Here is a 20,980-nt window from a genome sequence, read left to right on the forward strand (position 1 = left end):
GCGCCACATCATGTGACGACAAGCACCAACATACGCGATTTACGAAGCTATCAGTTGCTGTGAGGAGGACAACAGGCGGGGTGGTGCCTAAGGCTGTTCCGCAGGCCCGTTCTCGGCCCACCACTGCCGCAGAACCTCTTCGGCGCGCTCTTGCCCCAGCGGGCCGTGCTCCATCCGCTCCTCGAGCAGGTGCTTGTAGGCCTTGCCCACCAGCGGCGAGGGCTTGATGTCGAGGATGGCCATGATCTGGCGACCGTCGAGGTCGGGACGGATCGCTGCCAGCTCCTCCTGTTCGCTGAGCTTCTCGATCCGGTGCTCCAGATCGTCGTAGGCGAAGGCGAGCCGATCGGCCTTCTTCTTGTTCCGGGTGGTCACGTCTGCCCGGGTGAGGATGTGCAGGCGGGAGAGCAGTGGACCGGCATCGGTGACGTAGCGGCGCACCGCAGAATCGGTCCAGCCGGCGTCGCCGTAGCCGTAGAAGCGCAGATGCAGTTCGACGAGGCGGCCGACAGCCTTGGTCGTGTCCTTGTCGAAGCGCAGCGCCTTCATCCGCTTCGCCGTCAGCTTCGCACCGACGGCATCGTGGTGATAGAAGGTGACGGCCCCACCGGGCAGGAACCTGCGGGTCGCGGGTTTGCCGACATCGTGCATGAGAGCAGCGAACCTGACGACGAAGTCCGGCACGACGAGGCGGTTGGGATCATCGGCGCTCAACCCGGCTTCGCGCTGTTTGGCCGCGTACTGCTCTTCGAGCTCGACGGCCTGGCGCAGCACGGTCAGTGAGTGCTGATAGACGTCCTTGTGGCGATGATGCTCATCGGTCTCCAGCCGCAGGCCGGCGACTTCGGGCAGAACATGATCAGCGACATCGGTGCGTACCAGCAGATCGATGCCCGCGGCCGGGTCGATGCCGGTCATCAGCTTGAACAGCTCCACCTGGATGCGTTCGGCGGAGATGATCGCGATCCGATCGGCCATGTCACGCATCGCCGCTTCCACCTCGGCGACGGGATCGAGACCCAGCTGAGCGGTGAATCGTGCGGCGCGCATCATGCGCAGGGGATCATCGGAGAACGAATCCGCGGCGGTGCCCGGGGTGCGGATGACACCCTCGACGAGGTCGGTGAAGCCGTCGAACGGGTCGACGAAGGTCATCGCCGGGAGTCGAATCGCCATTGCGCCGATCGTGAAGTCGCGTCGGACCAGATCAGCGTCGAGGTCTGTGCCGAACTGCACCGTCGGCTTCCGCGATTCCGGATCATAGGCCTCGGCGCGGTAGGTGGTGATCTCGATCTGCGCACCGGATTTGATCGCGCCGATGGTGCCGAACTCCCGGCCGATGTCCCAATGAGTGTCCACCCAGTCGGAGATGAGAGCGAGGATGTCGTCGGGGCGTGCGTCGGTGGTGAAGTCGAGATCGGGCATGGGACGACCCAGCAGTGCGTCGCGGACGGAGCCTCCGACGAGTGCGAGTTCGAATCCGGCCGCTGCGAAGCGCTTGCCCAGGGGCCCGAGAATGTTCTCGAGCTCATCGAGCTTGTCGTACAGACGGGCGTGCGCGGTCTTCGGGTCCACCGAGCTCCTTCGTGTTCTCCTGTGCCGCTCCGATCGGAGACGACTCATCTTCAGCAGAGTCCAGCCTACCGGGAGCGCGCCCAACGAAACTTCCAAGAATCGCCTACTAAGGTAGGAGAATGACCACACCGATGCCCAAGCCGGGACCCAGGACGTCTCGTCGCACCACGGTAGAGGAGATCTCCGCCGGGGGCATCGTCGTCGACTTCACACGCCCGGAGCTGTCCGTGGCCGTGATTGCGCGGATCAATCGGGCTGGGCGGATCGAATGGTGCCTTCCCAAGGGCCACCTCGAAGGCAATGAGACCCCCGCCGAGGCGGCTCGACGTGAGGTGGAGGAGGAGACAGGGATCCTCGGGCAGATAGTGTGCCCCCTTGGCACCGTCGACTACTGGTTCACGGTGACCGGAATCCGCGTCCACAAACTTGTCCATCACTTCCTGTTGCGTGCACGGTCGGGGACGTTGACCGTGGATAATGATCCTGACCAGGAAGCGATCGACGCTGCGTGGATTCCCTTCAACGATCTGCGCTCCCGGCTCTCATTCGCCAATGAGCGTCGCATCGTAGCCGCCGCACGCCCGATGGTCGCCCGATTGGAGCAGTGAAACCCATCAGTCACACGCGTTTCCTCCTCGCCCTGCTGAGCACAGTCCTGCTGATCGCAGGGTCAGTTTTCGCTGTCCCGCTCATGAGTGGAGCAGACCCCGCACGTGCGGCGACGAACACCGATTCGAGCGACGCCGAGGTCTCGATCACCCTCGACGAGGTCACACCATGGGTGGATGAGAAGGGCACGCTCACGGTGCGCGGCACGATCACAAATCCCACAGATCAGGCGATCTCCGATCCCAATCTGGCTCTGGCGATGTCCACACAGAAGCTCAACTCCGGACGCAAGATCCAGAGTTGGAAGACCGATCAGTCCCGGAACCGTCTGGTCGCTGACATCGAGAACGACGGCCCCGATGCTCGCGAGAAGTCAGAGGACGCCGGGCAGGACTCGGCCGAGGACGCAGATCCGATGACTGAGGTGGACACCGCCTTCGACAAAGAGATCGCGGCCGGGTCCTCCTCGGAATTCACGTTCTCCGTCCCAGCCGATGAGTTGGGGCTGCAGAAGTCCTCTCCGGTCTCGGCCTGGGGTCCACGCGGCCTGAGTGTGCAGCTCGGTGATGACACCGGACGTCTGGCTTCAGAAGTCGGATTCTCCACCTGGTATCCGAGCCCGAAGTTCGACAAGACCAAGGTCAGCATGCTCGCCCCGGTGACGCTTCCGGCTCACACCACCGACGGGATCATCGATCCCGACGAACTCGACAAGGCGATCGGCAAGGGCGGTTCCCTGACCGCGATCAGGAACGTGCTCGACAATCCTGGAGTGGGCATCGCAGTCGACCCCAGGGTCATCGCCTCCTTCGAGGCCGCGATTGCCGACCCAGCTTCCGAGGATGAAGGGTCGGATCCCGAGGAGACCGACGAACCCACTCCGCAGGACACCGAAACGGCGACCGCAGGACCCGATGCCCAGGACACCGACCCTGGTGCGAACTCCGATGATCAGGGCAGTGCCGACGGGCTCACCGCCGATGAGTTGAAGGCCCAGGAAGAGCAGCGCAAGCGCCTCGACACCTGGTATCAGGATTTCCTTGACGAGGCACAGTCGCACACCGTCATCGCTCTGCCCTTCGGAGATCCCGATCAGACGACTCTGCGCAAGGGCGATCTGAAGAGCCTGGGGACCTTCGCACGGAAGCAGCGGATGATCGTCAAGGATGTCCTGCCGAAGGCCAAGACCGACATCGCTTGGCCCATCGCCGGCTCCGCTCAGCGTTCTGACCTGGCCGCCTTCGCCAAAGCCGGGGACAAGGCAGTGATCCTCGACAACACCCAGCAGCCCTCTCTGGGTGGCGTCCACGACAACGCCCATTCGAAGACCCGACTCACCTCCGATGCTCAGTCGTCGATCGACACTCTGATCAGCGATTCGGCTCTGGCGAAGCAGAGCGCTCAGGTAGCCGACTCGGACCATCCGGCCTCCGGGATCTCGGAATTGGTCGCAACGACCGCTGCGATCCAGGCCGAGGCCCCCTACCGGACACGGCACCTGCTGCTGCCCATGCCACGCACAGCCGCCTCGGCGAACTGGGAGCAGACGGTCGGGGCCGTCGCAGACGCCCCGTGGGTCGACCCTCGGGCATCGATGAGCTCCTCGATACCGACGTCGTGCCCCGTGGCGTGCTGCAGACGGGAACGGATGCGAAGACCATCGGCTCGAAGACCGTGAAGAGCCTGGCCGAGACTCGGACCACGCAGAGGAAGTTCAACAGTGTGTTCTCCGATCCGGCGGGAGCGAATGTTCGGCTGGACCGCGAACTGCTCAGCTGCACCTCGGTGGCATGGACGCTCGGTGGAAATGCGACTCGCTGCGCTGACGAGGCTCAGGCGTCGAGTGAGAAGGTGAGGAACAGCATCCATCTCGAGAAGGGCTCCTCGGTGCTGCTGGTCACCGGTGAGGAGACGACCATTCCGGTGACGATCGTCAACGATTCCTCCGCCGAGGCGAAGATGAGCATCCAGATGAAGCCGAATACCCCGCAGCTGCGGGCCGAACCCACAGAAACCGTGGTCGTGCCAGCTGAGGAGACCATGCGCGTCGACGTTCCGGTCAAAGGCCTGGCAAACGCCGACGTGCCGACGACGATCGAGATGGTCGCCACCGATGACGTCGTTCTGCCGAAGGACGAGACGCTGCTTGTCAGAGTGCGGGCCGACTGGGAGAACATCGGCACGGCGGTCGTCGGATTGGCACTGGCCGCCGTATTCGTGATCGGCTTGATCAAGACGATCTCCCGCGGCCGCAGGAAGATCCCCGAACAGCAGCTGGCTGATGCGATGGCCCGCGCGAAGAACGACGAATCGGAAACGAGGTAGGACTTGTCCAATCTTTCATCATTGGCCAAATCCTCGGCCATTATGACCGCAGGTACCCTGACCTCGCGCATTTTGGGCTTAGTCAAGGCGTCGCTGCTCGCAATGGCGATCGGGGTCACCGCGGTTCAGGCCGACGCCTTCGATGTCGCCAACAAGGTGCCCAACACCCTGTACATGCTGCTGGCTGGCGGTGTTGTCAATGCCGTCCTCGTCCCGCAGCTCGTTCGGGCGTCGAAGAGGAAGGACGGGGGCGAAGACTACACAAACCGTCTGCTGACCTTGGCGTTCCTCATTCTGGCGGCGGTCGGCCTCATCGCGACCCTGGCCGCACCGCTGCTCGTCTGGCTCTACTCCTCGGGCTGGGGTCCGGATCAGATGGCCTTGGCGACGGCGTTCGCCTATTGGTGCCTGCCGCAGCTGTTCTTCTACGGCCTCTACACGCTTCTGGGCCAGGTACTCAACGCCAAGTCCTCGTTCGGTCCGTACATGTGGGCACCTGTGCTCAACAACGTCGTGGCCATCGTGGGTCTATTGGTCTTCATCCTGATGTTCGGCACGGACAAGGCGTCTCCGCATGGGCTGAGCACCTGGGATCCGGGCATGATCGCTCTCCTGGCGGGATCAGCCACGTTGGGAGTCGTCGCTCAGGCACTCATCCTGATCTGGCCGCTCAAGCGCATCGGGTTCAAGTACAAGCCGACCTTCGGCTTCCGCGGGGTCGGTCTGGCCACAGCAGGAAAGGTGGCGTTCTGGACCTTCTCGGCCATGCTCATCGGACAGATCGGCTTCCTCATCATCTCCCGCGTCGCTGCCGGAGCCTCCGTCCCGGGTGAGGGCAATGCCTCAAACGCCGCGTATTCCTACGGCTATCTCGTCTTCATGCTCCCGCACTCGCTCATCGCGGTATCGCTGGCCACGGCACTGTTCACCTCGTTGAGCAAGAATGCCGCAAACAAGGACACCGAGGCGGTCGTCGGCGACTTCTCCATGGGTGTGCGCATGGTCGGCCTCATCAACTCCTTCGCCGTGGCAGCGCTCATCGTCCTCGCCTCGCCCGTGGCGATGATCATCGCCGGCGACGGCCGCGAACAGGCAATGGCAGTTGGGCTCGTCATCATCGCTATGGTGTTCGGGCTCATTCCCTTCAGTGCCAACTACCTGGCACAGAGGGTCTTCTACGCCTATGAGGATGCGAAGACGCCGTTCTTCATCCAACTTCCACAGGTGATCTTCCAATCCCTTTTGGTGCTCTCGGCCTCGATCTTCCCGAATTCGGTCACGGTGGCCATCATCGGCCTGGCGATGAGTCTGGGCTATCTCCTCGCCATGATCCTGTCGTTCACGCTCTTGAAGAAACGCCTCGGCGACATTGATCTCCGCGGGATCCTGACCGCCCATATGAAGTTCTTGGTAGCAGCCTTGATTGCCGGAATTGCCGGTTACGGTCTTCTCTTCTTCTTCCCGGACTTCGCTCTGTCGGGCCAGTGGCAGGCTTTCGTCTCCACCGCCGCCGTCGGCACACTCATGCTCATTGTCTTCCTGGGAGCATGTTATTTGCTGAAAGTCAGAGAGTTGCATTCGATTATTGGCGTCGTTGCTGGAAAACTAAGAAAATAGCCTGCGCACTGAAGCCCCTCTGGAGGTGGTCACCCTGATCGATATCGAACCCGGCATGGTAGTTGCCGGTCGTTACGTCGTATCAACGGTCGACCGTCGCTGGCTCGAGGAGAAACCGCAAGCGGGGGCAGTGTGCACAGCCCTCGATGCCATCCTCGATGAACCTGTGCTCATCCACGTCGCCGATGCCGATGGATCCACGGATGTGCTCGAGGCAGCGCGACGGGTCTCCATCCTCGGCGATCATCGCATTGCCCCGACCTTGGACGTCGGCCATTCGAACGGACTCGACTATGTCGTGTCCAAACGCATCGCCGTCACGCCACTGAGTGAGATCCTCCCCAAATCACCGCTTCCCATCGATGCCGCCTGCGCTCTCATCGGCGAGATCGGGACGGTTCTCGTCACCGCCGCCCGACGCGGCCTGTTCCATATGTTCCTGCGCCCGAACACGGTGGGAATCACGACCAAGGGCACCGTTCTGGTCTCCGGCATCGGCATCGATGCCGCCCTGGCTCTGGGCACCGGGGTCATTTCGCCCGAGGACTATACGCCGACGAAGGCCTCACGCGAGGATGCACTGGGGCTCATTCGGCTCTTCTATGCCGCCATCACCGGCTATTGGCCGTCTGAGGAAGCATTCAACGGGATCCCCGCCGCCGGTCGTGAGAACTCCCGCATCGCACGCGCCAAGGCTCTCAATCCCGAGATCTCCAATGAACTCGATGACTTCGTCAGCGGAATCCTCACCGGATCTGATCCGGGACCGGGATCAGTGGCAGAGGTGCTGGGTTACCTGGATGAGTGGGATGCCGAGCTGCTGCGCTACGTCAACCGTGCACCGGTGCTCGACAACGACAGCGTCTTCAACCAGTCACCCCGCAGCTTCGACGAGGCAACGAGTCTGCCCGCACCACGATCGACATCGATCGGTTCGGCCCCTGCGAACACCGCCAGCGACGACCAGGTCAAGGCAGCTCTGGTTCGCATCGGCATCACCCGTCCGGGAACTCGCGGACTGGCTGTGGGAGTCGTCGGAAAGACGACGGGACAGTATGCGGATCGGATGCAGATGCGTGAGGCATCCAGCTTCCCCATCGGCAAGGACCAGCTCGACAATGCCGCCCAGGACTGGGAGGAATGGGAGCCGGAGCAGACCTATTCGGAGTACTCCGCGTACGCCGATCACGAGTATGACGAGAATCTGACCTCTCCGATCATGAATCGTGATGCTCAGGATTCGGATCCCGATACTCAGGCACTCGACATCGTCTCCGAGGACAGTGTTGAAGAGGCCGAGGACGACAACGACACCCGAGTCATCATGGACGGGGACGACAACGACACTCGAGCCATCATGGACGAAGACGATGACGGGTCGTGGTTCCTGGGCGGGATGTTCGAGACCAATGAGCAGCAGCGCGAGCATCAGCTGCGCGAGTACGAACGCGAACGCCGCATCGCCAAGGCCAAGGAAGACGAAGCCCGCCGGCGCATCGCCGCGCTCGAGGCCTCGTCGGCAAGTAAGCGGCAAGAGGCCAGCACCTCCACGCCGGCCAAGCAGGTGCGCAGGCTCTCGCCCAATTCGGTCGATGATTCAGACACCAAGTCGGCTCGGACGACTGCTCCCGTTCCCGCGGTCTCGCCCGATAAGCAGTCCGACGACAACTCGCGCTCCGGCAAGGCAGGGGCTGCAGGTGCCGCGGGTGCGGCGGCTGTCGGCGCCGCCGGTGCAGCTGCGGTTGCCGGTGCTTCGAAAGCGGACGGTTCGAAAGCGGACGGTTCCGCAGGCAAAAAACAGGCCGCAGGAAAGAAACAGTCCGCGGGCAAAAAGCAATCTGCAACGGCAGGAGCCTCGACCGGCAGCAGCACAGCGAACTCAGATGCACCGGCGAAGAAGTCTGGCGCAGGGAGTGCAGCAGCAGGGTCTGCGGGTGCAGCGGCCGGCGGTGCAGGTGCAGCGCCAGGCGGGCCTACGAACACCGGCGACGGCTCGGACGAGGACCCTAAAAACACCCGAAGGCCATTCGCCTGGCTAGTCCTCGCGCTGGTGGTCATCGCCGCCATCGTCATCTCGATCGCCGTCTTCAGCTTCAACTCAGGCGAAGAGAACCCCGACCCAGTCGCTGAAACCTCGGCTCCGGCATACACGGATGACGGCAAAGACAAGAAGACAGAGGAACCTCAGGCCAAACCTCCGAAGATCGATAAGGTCACAGCTTTGGATCCCGAAGGCGACAATGAGGAGAACGACGACCAGGCTCAGGATGTCGTTCCCAACACCGACGGGTCCTGGCGCACCGACCGCTACAACTCGGCGTCCTTCGGCAACCTGAAGTCCGGCGTCGGTCTGCTGTTCGAACTCGAAGACAAGACCACGGTGAAAGAGGTCAAGGTCAAGTCTTCGAACTCGGGGGGAACCTTCGAGATTCGCGATGGTTCCGACCCTGAGGATGCAAAGAAGGTGGGCGAAGGGGAGTTCGACTCGGATGGCGTCACGATCAAACTCGATGATGACGTCGAAACCGACAACCTGATTCTCTGGGTCACCGAGCTGCCCCAGGACGAGGGCGGATTCCGCGCCATCGTCAACACCGTCGACATCAAGTAAGAATCATAGACAGACGGCTGTTCCTCAACTTCGCAAATCAGACGCCAGCGGCGCAGAAAGCCACCCGCTGCCCTCATCAGCAGGTGCGGAATAGTCGCAACCGCCGTACCGTTACAAGTACGATAGGCATTCCGTGCCGCCGTCGAGCGGGGCACTGAGAACACAGCGAGCAGAAACAGGGAATTTTCACATGACTGATACACAATTGGTGATCATCGGGTCGGGTCCGGCCGGATACACCGCGGCCGTCTACGCGGCTCGTGCGAATCTTTCGCCCGTAGTCATTGCGGGTTCTGTGACAGCCGGTGGTGAACTCATGAACACCACCGACGTCGAGAACTACCCAGGATTCCCCGCTGGTGTGCAGGGTCCGGAGCTCATGGAGAGCATGCGCGAGCAGGCTGAGAAGTTCGGCGCCGAGGTCATCTACGACGATGTCGCGAGCCTCAAGCTTGAACCCGGAGCTCATCAGATCGAGACGGCGCTCGGTGCCCGGTACACGGCGCAGGCCGTCATTCTTGCAACCGGCTCGGCGTACCGCGAGCTCAACCTTCCGAATGAGAAGAAGCTTTCCGGTCACGGTGTCAGCTGGTGCGCAACCTGCGACGGCTTCTTCTTCCGGGACCAGCACATCGCCGTTATCGGCGGCGGCGACTCCGCCCTCGAAGAGGCAACGTTCCTCACCCGTTTCGCATCCAAGGTGACGCTGATCCACCGCCGTCAGGAGCTTCGAGCTTCGCAGGCGATGCAGGACCGAGCGGCAGCCGATGAGAAGCTTGAGTACCTCCTCGACAGTGAAGTGGCTGAGATCCACGGCGAAGATTCGCTCACTGGACTCACTGTCCGCAACACCGTCACGGGCGAGACTTCCGAACTGCCCGTCACGGGCATGTTTGTGGCCATCGGCTCGGACCCTCGCACCAGCCTCTTCGGAGATCAGCTCTCGCTGCGTCCCGACGGCTATCTCAATGTCGAAGGACGAACCTCCAAGACCGCGATCGAAGGTGTCTTTGCTGCCGGCGACGTCATCGACTCGGTGTACAGGCAGGCGATCACCGCTGCAGGATCGGGTTGTTCGGCAGCGCTTGACGCTGAGCACTACCTTGCCGATCTTGAAGCAGTAGCAAAGCAGGCCGAGGCTGTCACCACTGAGGTCTCCGAGGCCGCGGCACCAGTCGCTTCCTGATATACCCACTCCACTGGGCGTAGATGAGGGCGAGTTGGCACATACTGCGTCTGCAGCTTCTCAGCCGGAACATCGCCTCGGGGAATGAATCCCACGCAACGGCTGTTTCTGCTATTGAACATCATTGAGAGAAAGGTTGGTCATGTCGACAGAAGTCACTGACGCCACGTTCGAAGAGACCGTATTGAAGTCCGACAAGCCAGTCCTGGTGGATTTCTGGGCTCCCTGGTGCGGCCCTTGCCGTATGGTCAGCCCCATCGTTGATCAAATCGCTGAAGAGAACACAGAGAAGCTCAACGTGGTCAAGGTCAACACAGACGAGAACCTTGAGACCGCGAGCAAGTATGGAATCACCTCGATTCCTGCCCTCTACGTCTTCAAGGATGGTGAGGTAGCCAAGACCATCATCGGTGCCCGGCCTAAGCCGGCGCTTGAGGATGAGCTCTCCGACTTCATCTGATCATGTTCTAAGGCGCTGTTGTACGATCAACAGGCGCCTTAGGTCTATCCAGATGGCAGACAGGAACACGTTCAGAACTTCGCACAGCAGATTGGCATGGCATTGACTCACAACCCGCACCCGCAGTTTTCACGCGGGACCAGCTCTGAGGTGTTGCCCAACATCAAATCTCAGATGGCTCGTTTGGGGCTCAATGTCGGTGACACCGATTCTGACGAATTCGATCGCGCATTTGAGCTTGGAGTCAGGCAGTTCCAGCAAGTGCGTGGAATCCTCTGCGACGGTGTGATGGGCAAAGAGACGTTTACAGAGCTCGAGCGCGCCAGATATCAGCTGGGCGACCGTGTGCTCCGCTATGACCCCGTCAGAGTCCTTACCGGCGATGATGTACTGAGACTCCAGCGGACCCTTGCCGGACTCGGGTTCTACGCAGGCCGCATGGATGCCGAATACTCCGCAGTCACGGACGCTGCTGTCAAAGAGCTGCAGATGAGTCTCGGGACCAAGGTTGATGGGATAGCAGGTCCACAGACCTTACGTGGACTCGATGCGATCGATCGCAAACAAGACACCGGCAATCTCTTCGCGCTCGAGGAACGAGCTCGCGTGGCAGCATCCGGAACTTCCCTTGCGGGACGAACCTTCGTCATCGAAGCTGCAACTACAGTTGTAGATTTCGTGACTCTTCCGATGACGTCAGAACAAGCGGAGACCGAGCGTCGGATTACTACTGATATAGCAACCCGCCTTGCTGGACGTCTTGAAGCGGTGGGAGCTGGCGCCATTGTTCTCGACGGAGACGCCGTCGAAGTCAACACAGCTGACCAACTTGGCGCATCTGCTGTCGTAACTGTTACTGCTGACGTCAACAAATCAAAAGACGCAAACGGAATCGCGACCTTCTTCTTCGGGCACGAGACCCATTCCGATATCAACTCTCCAACCGGTGCACGCCTGGCAGAACTTATACAGAGCGAGCTCACTGCACGAACCGGGATGAAGGACTGCAGAACCCACGCCCGCACGTGGTCTTCCTTGACAAGGCTGCGAACGCCGAAGGTACATGTGGTCTCTGGTTACCTCACCAATATGCAGGATCTCGAGAATCTTGAGGACCCCAACGTGCGAGACGCGATCGCAGACGGCATCGCGGCCGGGCTGCAGAGACTCTACGTGCGAGAGGACTCTGACCCTGAGACGGGCACCTTGAGCCTCGCGGAGATCAAGGCGTACAGCTGAAACCCACCCACTGTCGTGTTTCACGTGAAACACGACAGTGAACTGTAGATTCCAGTTCAGTTTGTAGATACGCCCCTGCATACAGGTACTAAGCGGACGCGATTGCAACATTGAGTGATTAACCTGTTCCGCACACCAAGTAGACCTCTAGCGGGTAGACCGCACAGTAGAGCGCATTACGCACGTCAAACTACGATCTGTGACCACACTGCACTCTAGATAAGAGGTGTGCTGACAGGTCGTACACGACGTCGAATCAGCCAGTTGCTAGTCAGTAGGTAGAAATCATCACGTACTCACGAATCGATAAGACACGCTAGGAATCGCACAGCGCGGCTGCACTCGTCCGAACCCGTCAAATCACACTGCCACACGGCATGCGCTGCAGATCGATATGCTATACGACATCATTGTGGACATACCGGTCTTGAGACGAACACCAACAGAAGTCAATACTTCATAGCCGCTGATTCACTTACACCTAACCGAAACTCGATCGCATAGTTTCACGTGAAACGTGTGCCTGGTAGAAAGATGGCCAAACCCGGGCGATTCGACGGCGCCCAAGAGTTACCAGTTCGCGGGTTTACACGATGGCTATGAATCCCACAGAGCCACCCCGCAGTCACAAAAAGGATATCGCTGCGCAGATGCCATAGGGGCACAGTCTTCGGTAGCTCAATCACACCGGACACGTATTAACTACTTGAACACCAAATCGCCTATCTGCCCAACATGGTAAGAGCGATACGCCTGGTTGGTAATCGTTTCACGTGAAACGCGACGCGTAGCTTCGTTACAACGGCCGAGAATACAGCGTTCCCGGAAAAACGAAGCTGCGATAGTACCGCTGCCCCAGGCAGTTGCCTTCAACACCCCCCATTCACGGGCGTTCCCAAAACGGAAAAGGGGTAGTGGCGATCAAACGACGGCCTCCTGCTTCCGCTTCTAGCCGCACCAGTGCCAAAACGATGAGTGGGCAATGTTCCACGTGAAACAATCTCGAATGTAAATGACAATGCCTCAAATGGCACCCATATACCTCCACGAATCGACACGAGTCCCCGCTACTAGCATTGAAATCGGTCTCGCGGTGGGCGTCACCGATTGCCGATGCCGGCAAGCCACCGGCGGTACGAGCACAGTGCATACGAAATCGTTCCAACTCGCGAAGAAGGGTTCCTGTAAAAGGCCGAGGAGCCACATGTATAACAGCGTTTCACGTGAAACGTAAGTATTGAATGGACCAGGTCTAAGTGGTATCCAGTCACGAATATCGAAAGTCCGCATGTCGCACGCGGTGACTGTGCGAACATTCTGACCATGTTGCAGTCAGCCTCTAAGACAACAAACTCAAGTTTGAGTGGAGAATACGTAGAGGCCGGCTTACTCGAATCGGCTTGTTCCACGTGAAACATAACGCCTCAAGTACATGAACTGTCAGTCAACGCGCCGCGGACAATCGTAGCTACATAGCAATCAAACAATCGCTTTCGACGACTTCCGAGACGATCTAGGGCGATTCAGCACCGGTGGCTACGGGCAAGAACAGCCATGTGTTCCACGTGAAACAACGCATACATCGGGCTCCGGGCCCATGTCCTTCACTCGAATCGGTAGTAGGGATCGTAATCCCGAAGGAACGCGTAATGCAGATCCTCAGTAACAATATGCATTGGACCAGGCACTGCGGATTTCTCAAGCAGTGCTGCTGCGCCGAATCTCGTTCTGCGCTGAGAAAAGAGAATGACCCTGGTAGACAACTAGGGCGAAGTTGGTGAGACCTTTTCTTCAGATGAGGCACCGGCCGCAAATAGACACAGGAGCATCATGCGAACGTGACAATCCCACTGGAAATTGATGTTGCACGTGAAACATTTACACCATTAGGAAGACCGGCCTAAAGCTGGCCTCCGAATCATTAGAGACTCTCACACGTATACGCTGATTCAGTTGGAGTTAGGCCTCCGCCTAGTACCAATATATGCAGCTGAATGTTCTCGATTGGTCCATTCGCAGGGTTAACCCGTACCTAGTCACACTACCGAAAGACCAGATAGACCACGTGTGCGTCCCTACCGCATGTCTGTGCCAAATGATTGCACTCAACAAAACAGAAGAACAGCGTTTCACGTGAAACATCTATAGCGAGCCCGGTTCTAACGCTCTCGGCTGACAGCATTTCGACAATCACGTATCAACAATCGTCAGAGATATGGATCCACTAGACCATTCTTAAGAACTGGAGTCGCTCGCACAGTGTTTTTCGACGCCCACTCGCCAAACGGCGTTGGATTGCTCTAGTCGCGCCGACGCTAGGCATCGCCACGTCTTTCCTGTTTCACGTGAAACGGCCTGTCGATGGGAATTCGGACTGACCCATAACCACAATAGCAAGAGCGACCTACCGAACGTTGAAATGCGACGCCGACCATGCTGCGGTTGTAACCGATGGACCTGCCGCATTCCCCAACCCTCGGGATCCATCGGACGACGGCCACAGGAACGATAAAGAGGGGAGGCTAAGAACGAATAGCGCGATAATAGACTGTTGTTTGGGCTCGAAAGATCGTGTGGTCCCTAATCTGGCACAAACGCGCCTGTTCTTGCCAGCATCAATTGTCCTCGTCAATCGAAGTGTTCCACGTGAAACAAGTGTCTTCTTCGCCAAACTGCCGGTAGACTTTGCTCAACCGTCTGAGACTAATCGGGGATAAGCATAGGCTTCTGATCGATAACCTGGCACTCCATATCCGGGGCCTTCAGTTCATTACCGTCATTCGCGCGCATTCGCTCATACAAGCGAGCTGAGTCGCACGACTCATAGACCGAAATGAATACAAAGAAGGCGGGTGAGAAGAATCCTTCTCACCCGCCCATCTTCAACCAATTGGGGAAGAACTATTCGGCCGGCGACTCCACACCCAGCAGCAGAAGAATACGGTCAAGGTCATCTTGGTTCGCGAATTCGACGCTCAACTTCCCCTTCTTCTTACCCACGGTGATGTTGACCTTTGTGTCCAGACGATCCCCGAGCCTCTCGGCAACTTCAATGAACTGGGGTGCCACTTTCGTCGTTGCACGTGAAACATTCATAGAATCACCGCGGTTCAACAGGACAACTGCCTCTTCTGAAGCTCTGACGGAGAGTCCTTCTGCGACGATGCGCTGAGCAAGAATTTCCATATGCTCTGGCTCCCGAAGTCCGAGAATTGCACGAGCATGTCCCGCCGAAATAACTCCGGCCGCAACCCGTCGCTGAACGAGAGGCGGCAGGCGGAGCAGCCGCAGTGTGTTGGAAATCTGAGGGCGTGAGCGACCGATTCTCTCGGAGAGCTCCTCCTGTGTACAACCGAAGTCCTCGAGCAGCTGACCGTATGCAGCAGCCTCTTCCAATGGATTGAGTTCTGCGCGATGCAAGTTCTCGAGGAGCGCATCTCGCAGCAGATCGGTGTCGTCGACATACCGAATGATCGCTGGAATAGCGGAGAGGCCAGCATCCTTGGTCGCCCGCAGACGCCGCTCACCCATAATGAGTTCGAAGCGCTCTGAATCTCCGGGCTTCTGCCGAACGACCACAGGCTGGAGCACACCAATCTCGCGAATGCTGTGGACGAGCTCGCTGAGTTGGTCTTCATCAAAGAATGTACGAGGCTGACGAGGATTGGCATCAATCAGGTCGACGTCGATCTCGCCGAACTCTGTATCGGGAATCGAATCTACACCAGGGGTCTCGATACCGGAGTCACTGGAGCTCTCTGTGACTACTTGTTCACTATCCTGGCTACCATGATCCGCGGCGCCCGAGACATCCGTGGCCGAGTCGTTCACAGCTGAGTTGTCAACAGATTGAAGCGTGGACGACGTCGCATCTACTTCATCTGTAGTTTGAGTATTGAAGCCGCTGCTTTCTTCACGCGCCTCATCGAATCTTTCGTGACCCGACCGGTATACCCCGGGGTGAGTCTCGGAAACTTCGTCATCCGGGTGAGACGTCTCCGAATCGACAGTCTCGTTCGTCATACCGCTGGAGTTTGCCTCAACATCGGGCTCCGCAGTCTCAAACACCGGTGCCGCGGCTTTATAGCTGGTGTCATACTCCTGGGCCTGTGAAGTCTCGACTGAAGATGTCGATCGCACGTTATCTAATTCCGGAGACGACGCCGCCGAAGCTGCTTCCTTCGTACTGGAACTCTTCACGCCAGACGACATCTTCTCGCTGGATGTAGAGGCTGCCGAACCGTTGTTCGCTGCCTTCGCAGGTGTTCCAGAGGTCTTGGTACCGGACGTCTTACTCGCAGATGTCTTAGCCCCCGTTGTGGTGCGCTTCGAAGCTGCACCCGTTGCGTCTTTTGCCGTGGGAGCCTTAGCCGAGGAAGCGGACTTCTTCGCGTTCGTCGAAGTCGTGGAGGCGGACTTGGCCGGAGTGTCCTTCGCTGCACTGTTGGCAGCAGTGCTCTTCGCTGGGGTGGTCTTCGCCGTTGAAGATTTGGATGTTGAGGTGCTCTTCGCGGAAGAAGGCTTCGCAGATGTAGTCTCCTTCTTAGCCGTCTTGGCCGTCGACGAGATTGTGGTGGCTCCGGCTTTGGGCTTCCGGCGACGAGAGGACTGCATAGAGGCCGCGGGATCTGTGCGAGCGGCCCGAGCTGCCTTCTGTTCCTCTGTGCCCTGCTTACCCTCGTCAGGCTCGCCGCCGGAGAAGAACACGTCGACTGGGCGATCGCTCGACGCCGCATCCGGGATCAAAGCACCCAGTCCACGGCCCAATCCACGCTTCCTGCGTTCAGCCACGATTTACTCCTCGTTGTGCGATTTCTTCGGCTGCTTCGCGGTAGGACAAAGCGCCACTGGAATGGGGGTCATAGGAAATGACAGTCTGACCGTAGCTCGGAGCTTCAGAGATCCGTACCGAGCGTGGAATCGCCGAAGACAGGACCTGCTCAGGGAAATGGGTGCGGACATCGTCCGCGACCTGAGCGCTGAGGTTTGTTCGGCCGTCGTACATCGTCAGCAGGATCGTCGTGATCGACAGTTTGGGGTTCAGATGTTTCTGGATCAGCTGGATGTTCTTCAACAGCTGGCTCAGTCCCTCGAGCGCATAGTACTCACACTGGATCGGGATGAGGACTTCCCTGGCAGCAACGAATGCGTTGACTGTCAGGAGCCCCAGGCTCGGCGGGCAATCAACGATGACGTAGTCGACTCGATTTCCCGCTGCAGCCTCCTCGTCGAGGTAGACGCCCAATGACCTCTGCAGGCGCTGTTCCCGGGCAACCAACGAAACAAGCTCGATCTCTGCGCCGGCCAAGTCAATCGTCGCCGGCACGCATTTGAGTGTGTCGAAGTCCGGGCACTGCGCAACCGCGTCCCGCATCGGCACGTCGTCGATGATGACATCGTAGATGCTGGTGACCTCGGAATAGTGGTCGATGCCCAGAGCTGTACTTGCGTTGCCCTGCGGGTCGATGTCGATGAGCAGAACATTGAGGTTCTGATTCGCCAACGCAGCAGCGATATTCACTGCTGTGGTGGTCTTCCCGACGCCGCCCTTCTGGTTGGCGATGGTGAAGACCCGAGTAGAGTCTGGTCGTGGAAAACTCGCCTGGGACAGTCGATCAGCGCGTCGATTGTCGCGCGCGATTGCAGCACCTATGGGAGACGACTCGTCCATGATCGGCATTCGGCGCACTCCATCATCCATTGGTTTCACAAAGCTATACTCAGCCTAGACCAAATCTACTTCGTACTATTTCTTGACTATCTCGACGACACGGCTAGGCACTTCGAGGATTCCGCCGTCGACGATGTGAATCTTCGGCTGAGACAGTCGGTATCGCTTCAGCAGCTTCTTCGTCTTCGCCAGCTCAGCCTCGACGGAAGCACCTTTGAGCGCGAGGATCCGTCCATCAGGGCCCATCACTTCATGAGTCCATTCGATGAGAGTCGTCATCGCCTTGACCGCCCTCGATGTCACAACGGTGAACATCTCCTCGTCAACGAGATCCTCGACGCGGGCTCGGACGATACGAACGTTGTCCAGTTGAAGATCATCGACGACCATCTTCAGCCATTCGACCCGCCGCTCCATCGGTTCGATGAGGACCACCTGCGATTCAGGACGAAGCAGTGCTATCGGAATTCCTGGCAGCCCAGCGCCACTGCCGACGTCGCCGACGACATCACTGTCATCGATGAACTCAGCCACAACAGCACAGTTGAGGATGTGCCTGGTCCAGAGCCGGTCGATCTCGCGGGGGCCGATCAGTCCCCATTCGATTCCGGTGGTTGCCAGATGCTGCGCATACCGGGTTACTGCGGGGTAGGCGGCCCCGAAGAATTCTTCGGTACCTGCCGGGGGAATCTCGAGACCGGAAATGTCAGTCATGGGCAGGACGGACGAGTACATGCCGACCGTCACCCTCACCTTCGGATTCCGAAACCAAACCGGCCTGAGCGACCTGATCGTGGATGATCTTGCGCTCAAAGCTGTTCATCGGTTTAAAAGCAAATTCATTGCCCGATTCTTTGACGTCTTCGATTGCGCGCTTCGCCTGTTTGATGAGCTCGTCGCGACGGTTGTTGCGGAAGCCGTCGATGTCGAGCATCAGCCAGGATCGCTGACCGGTGCTGGTCTGGACTGCCAACCGGCTCAGTTCCTGGAGTGCACCGAGGGTTTTGCCGTCTCGGCCGACTAACGTGCGCAGGTTAGAATCATCGTCGTCTTCGCAGACGATCGACAGTTGTGCGCGTCCGTCTCCGACATCGATGTCGATGTCACCATCGATGTCGGCAAGGTCCATCAGTTCCTCGAGGTAGTCCGCTGCGATCTCTCCCTCTTCTTCGAGGAGCTCGGCTCTTGTCGGCTTCGCATCTTTTTCGGTGCCGTTCTCCGCAGCACCTGCGTCGGCAGTCTCATCGACGGTCGCATCAACAGTCGTGTCGACATTCTCTTCACTCATGGTTCTTCCTCAGCGCTTCTTGTTCTTCTTGCGGTTCTTGCTCACCGGCTGCTGCCGCTGACGACTCTGGTTCGGGGTCTGCTCAACAGCAGTGTCGGTGCCGCCCTTGACCTCAGGCTGCTGAACGGGCTTGCCCTTGCGAGCCTTGCGCTCCAGCATCTCCTTCTCGGCTTTGGAGCCGGGGGCTGGCATATTGCGGATGACCACGTGCTGCTGGCACATCGTCCAGCTGTTCGAGACGAGCCAGTAGAAGAGAACGCCGAGCGGGAAGTAGATGCCGCCGATGCCGAAGACCAAGGGCATCACGTAGAGGAGCATCTTCTGCGACTGCATCATCGGGTTCGCCATGGCGGACTCCGACATGTTCTTCGCCATCATCTGCTTCTGCGTGATGAACATGGTCGCCGCCATGATGACGATAAGGACGCCAGTGAGGAACTTGACGGCGAGACCCGGGTCAGTGAAGACCGCAGACAGCGAAATTCCGAAGACAGACGACTGTTCCGCCTGAATCGCAAGCTCCTGAGTGAATCCACCGATTGCGTTGATTTTTCCCGACGCTACATCGGGCATGTTGCTGATGACGCGGAACAGGGAGAAGAAGATCGGCATCTGCACGAGGAGCGGCAGACACGAGGCCCACGGGCTCGTCTTGTTGTCGCGGAACAGGCTCATCTGCTCTTCGGCCATGGCCTGACGCGAGTACTGGTCCTTCTTGCCCTTGTACTTAGCCTGCAGGCGCTGAATCTCAGGCTGCAGCAGCTGCATCTTGCGCTGAGATTTGATCTGATAGACGAACAGCGGAATCAGGACCGCACGAATCACGAGAGTCAGTCCCGCGATCGACAGCACCCAGGTCCAACCGTTGGCGGCCGGCAGGCCGATCGCCGTGAAGATCTCGTGGAAGATCGCGAGGATCCAAGCAACTACCCACTGCAGCGGGTAGAGCAGCTTGTCCATCCAGTCCATTCAGTACTCCTCGTTACAACGAATCTTCACGATCGTTCATTTTGCCATTGTTCGCAGGTCTTCGCGACACAGAACTCATCGTCCTGTTTTCGCACGTGCCGGAGGCCTTGGCCCCAAGCAGCTCGCGGTGGCCAGATGCGCTGAACATCTGTCGCACACACGTCAAGTATTGTCAGTGGCCCTCATCGTTGTGCATGGAGACTGAGCGGGCCTGGCGCGCTGAACCGGGAACATGGTCCACCCCGCCGTGGGAAAAGGGATTGCATCGCAGTATTCGCCACCCAGTTAACACCATTCCCTTGAGAACTCCGTGTATCTCGAACGCTTCCAAGCCGTACATCGAGCAGCTGGGATAATACCGGCAGACTTGCCCGTACATCGGAGACACCACGGTTCGATAGGCCCTGATGAACCACACGAAGGGCATGCGCGGTCCGATCCGGATCAGCCACCACGCGGTGGGCCAGAATCCGGCTGGCCTGCGGGGCACCTCCGACGGGTGCTTCAGATCATGTTCGGCGTCCACGGCTCTCGAGCTTCTTCTGCGCCTTGTCCATCAGCATCGTGACTTCGGACTCGAGCTCTGCAAATTCTGCGTCGGCTGCTTGGGGCAACGCTCTGATGACGAACAGCGCGCCAGAGTCCAGGGTGTCGAGTCGGACCCGCATGATCTCTCGAAGACGACGTTTCACTCGGTTCCGAACAACGGCGTTTCCAACGGCCTTGGATACGATGAAACCCACGCGTGCAGCGTGGGAATCATCAGTATCAATCAGGCTGTGTGCCATCAAATGGGCCGAGCGCACACGGACGCCAGCTTTGAAGACTCTTCTGAAGTCGTCTCCGCTGCGGATCCGGTGAGCCGCGGTGATCACACTTATGCCGAAACTTCGGCACGTCCCTTACGACGACGTGCGGCCAGGATCGAACGGCCGGCACGGGTGCGCATGCGCAGACGGAAGCCGTGCTTCTTGGCGCGCTTGCGGTTATTGGGCTGGAAAGTACGCTTACTCACTTCAAGTCTCCGATTTCTAGGTTGCGGTCGAACGACAATGCGTTCTCACAAAAAACGGCGGTACGAGTCTCGACCGCCGAGCACTCCTGTGCATAAGAGCCAAAAGATATTCAAGATAATCGGATGAAGCCCGGTACACAGGACACTCCATCTTAGCGAAGGTCAAAGTTGCTGGTCAAACTCGATGGCAATGTTTCACGTCACTGTCGCGACCTGTTTGCCGAAATTCATTCCCTGCACATCTTCACCCGTCCACAAGTAACAAGCGTGTAGTTTTCCACATGGTTATCCACCAGTGTGGAGGATTACTGGGCAGACTCGTCAGTTCTCCACAAACTGTGGAAAACTATGTGGAAGTCATACACAGGTGTGGACCGTGCCAAGAACAAACGACGAAAACGGAGGAAGATTGACG

General features: G+C 58.8%; 17 protein-coding genes. 8 read left to right on the plus strand and 9 right to left on the minus strand.

Annotated features, from left to right (window positions below; all coding sequences use genetic code 11):
- Nucleotides 1-87 precede the first annotated feature (87 nt).
- Nucleotides 88-1,575: a CCA tRNA nucleotidyltransferase gene (locus PGC08_RS19285; RefSeq protein ID WP_069601193.1), complete on the minus strand. Its 1,488-nt coding sequence runs from the start codon at nucleotides 1,573-1,575 to the stop codon at nucleotides 88-90.
- Nucleotides 1,576-1,694: 119 nt separating this feature from the next.
- On the opposite strand from PGC08_RS19285, the gene PGC08_RS19290 reads away from it, so the two are divergent.
- From PGC08_RS19290 to PGC08_RS19325, 8 genes are all read left to right on the plus strand, one after another.
- On the plus strand, nucleotides 1,695-2,183 hold the full coding sequence (locus tag PGC08_RS19290; RefSeq protein WP_009882759.1) for an NUDIX domain-containing protein: 489 nt from the start codon (nucleotides 1,695-1,697) through the stop codon (nucleotides 2,181-2,183).
- Nucleotides 2,180-3,862, plus strand: a complete 1,683-nt coding sequence (locus tag PGC08_RS19295; protein ID WP_271709195.1) for a DUF6049 family protein — start codon at nucleotides 2,180-2,182, stop codon at nucleotides 3,860-3,862. The genes PGC08_RS19290 and PGC08_RS19295 overlap by 4 nt, the downstream gene beginning before the upstream one ends.
- On the plus strand, nucleotides 3,802-4,509 hold the full coding sequence (locus PGC08_RS19300) for a DUF6049 family protein (RefSeq protein ID WP_271709196.1): 708 nt from the start codon (nucleotides 3,802-3,804) through the stop codon (nucleotides 4,507-4,509). The genes PGC08_RS19295 and PGC08_RS19300 overlap by 61 nt, the downstream gene beginning before the upstream one ends.
- 42 nt (nucleotides 4,510-4,551) lie before the next feature.
- Complete coding sequence (gene murJ / locus PGC08_RS19305) at nucleotides 4,552-6,126, plus strand: murein biosynthesis integral membrane protein MurJ (RefSeq protein WP_240513661.1); 1,575 nt, start codon at nucleotides 4,552-4,554, stop codon at nucleotides 6,124-6,126.
- Nucleotides 6,127-6,151: 25 nt separating this feature from the next.
- On the plus strand, nucleotides 6,152-8,737 hold the full coding sequence (locus tag PGC08_RS19310; protein ID WP_271709197.1) for a virulence factor MviN: 2,586 nt from the start codon (nucleotides 6,152-6,154) through the stop codon (nucleotides 8,735-8,737).
- 190 nt (nucleotides 8,738-8,927) lie between these two features.
- Nucleotides 8,928-9,923 (plus strand): thioredoxin-disulfide reductase, encoded by a 996-nt coding sequence (trxB, locus tag PGC08_RS19315; RefSeq protein ID WP_096146171.1) that lies wholly within the window; start codon nucleotides 8,928-8,930, stop codon nucleotides 9,921-9,923.
- Nucleotides 9,924-10,065: 142 nt separating this feature from the next.
- On the plus strand, nucleotides 10,066-10,383 hold the full coding sequence (trxA, locus tag PGC08_RS19320) for a thioredoxin (protein ID WP_009882752.1): 318 nt from the start codon (nucleotides 10,066-10,068) through the stop codon (nucleotides 10,381-10,383).
- A 96-nt stretch (nucleotides 10,384-10,479) separates the two neighbouring features.
- Nucleotides 10,480-11,622, plus strand: a complete 1,143-nt coding sequence (locus PGC08_RS19325) for an N-acetylmuramoyl-L-alanine amidase (RefSeq protein ID WP_081448544.1) — start codon at nucleotides 10,480-10,482, stop codon at nucleotides 11,620-11,622.
- A 2,901-nt stretch (nucleotides 11,623-14,523) separates the two neighbouring features.
- On the opposite strand, the gene PGC08_RS19330 is transcribed toward PGC08_RS19325, so the two are convergent.
- The 8 genes from PGC08_RS19330 to rpmH form a co-directional block, all read right to left on the minus strand.
- Nucleotides 14,524-16,389, minus strand: a complete 1,866-nt coding sequence (locus tag PGC08_RS19330; protein WP_271709198.1) for a ParB/RepB/Spo0J family partition protein — start codon at nucleotides 16,387-16,389, stop codon at nucleotides 14,524-14,526.
- Nucleotides 16,390-16,405: 16 nt separating this feature from the next.
- Nucleotides 16,406-17,302, minus strand: a complete 897-nt coding sequence (locus PGC08_RS19335) for a ParA family protein (protein WP_009882749.1) — start codon at nucleotides 17,300-17,302, stop codon at nucleotides 16,406-16,408.
- 66 nt (nucleotides 17,303-17,368) lie between these two features.
- Nucleotides 17,369-18,007 carry a 16S rRNA (guanine(527)-N(7))-methyltransferase RsmG gene (gene rsmG / locus PGC08_RS19340; protein ID WP_271709199.1) on the minus strand — a complete coding sequence of 213 codons (639 nt, stop codon included), beginning with the start codon at nucleotides 18,005-18,007 and terminating at the stop codon, nucleotides 17,369-17,371.
- A complete protein-coding gene (locus PGC08_RS19345) occupies nucleotides 18,000-18,581 on the minus strand; it encodes a Jag family protein (RefSeq protein WP_271709200.1) in 582 nt (193 codons plus the stop codon). Before PGC08_RS19345 ends, rsmG begins: the two co-directional genes overlap by 8 nt.
- Before the next feature lie 9 nt (nucleotides 18,582-18,590).
- The gene (yidC, locus tag PGC08_RS19350) at nucleotides 18,591-19,550 is read right to left on the minus strand and encodes a membrane protein insertase YidC (RefSeq protein ID WP_271709201.1); all 960 of its coding nucleotides are present in this window, start codon (nucleotides 19,548-19,550) and stop codon (nucleotides 18,591-18,593) included.
- A 172-nt stretch (nucleotides 19,551-19,722) separates the two neighbouring features.
- Nucleotides 19,723-19,977 (minus strand): membrane protein insertion efficiency factor YidD, encoded by a 255-nt coding sequence (gene yidD, locus PGC08_RS19355; RefSeq protein ID WP_226823932.1) that lies wholly within the window; start codon nucleotides 19,975-19,977, stop codon nucleotides 19,723-19,725.
- A gap of 82 nt (nucleotides 19,978-20,059) precedes the next feature.
- On the minus strand, nucleotides 20,060-20,425 hold the full coding sequence (rnpA, locus tag PGC08_RS19360; RefSeq protein ID WP_009882744.1) for a ribonuclease P protein component: 366 nt from the start codon (nucleotides 20,423-20,425) through the stop codon (nucleotides 20,060-20,062).
- 2 nt (nucleotides 20,426-20,427) lie between these two features.
- A complete protein-coding gene (gene rpmH / locus PGC08_RS19365; RefSeq protein WP_009882743.1) occupies nucleotides 20,428-20,565 on the minus strand; it encodes a 50S ribosomal protein L34 in 138 nt (45 codons plus the stop codon).
- Nucleotides 20,566-20,980 lie beyond the last annotated feature (415 nt).

It is taken from the genome of Brevibacterium sp. BDJS002 (assembly GCF_028201555.1).
GTDB lineage: Bacteria > Actinomycetota > Actinomycetes > Actinomycetales > Brevibacteriaceae > Brevibacterium > Brevibacterium aurantiacum.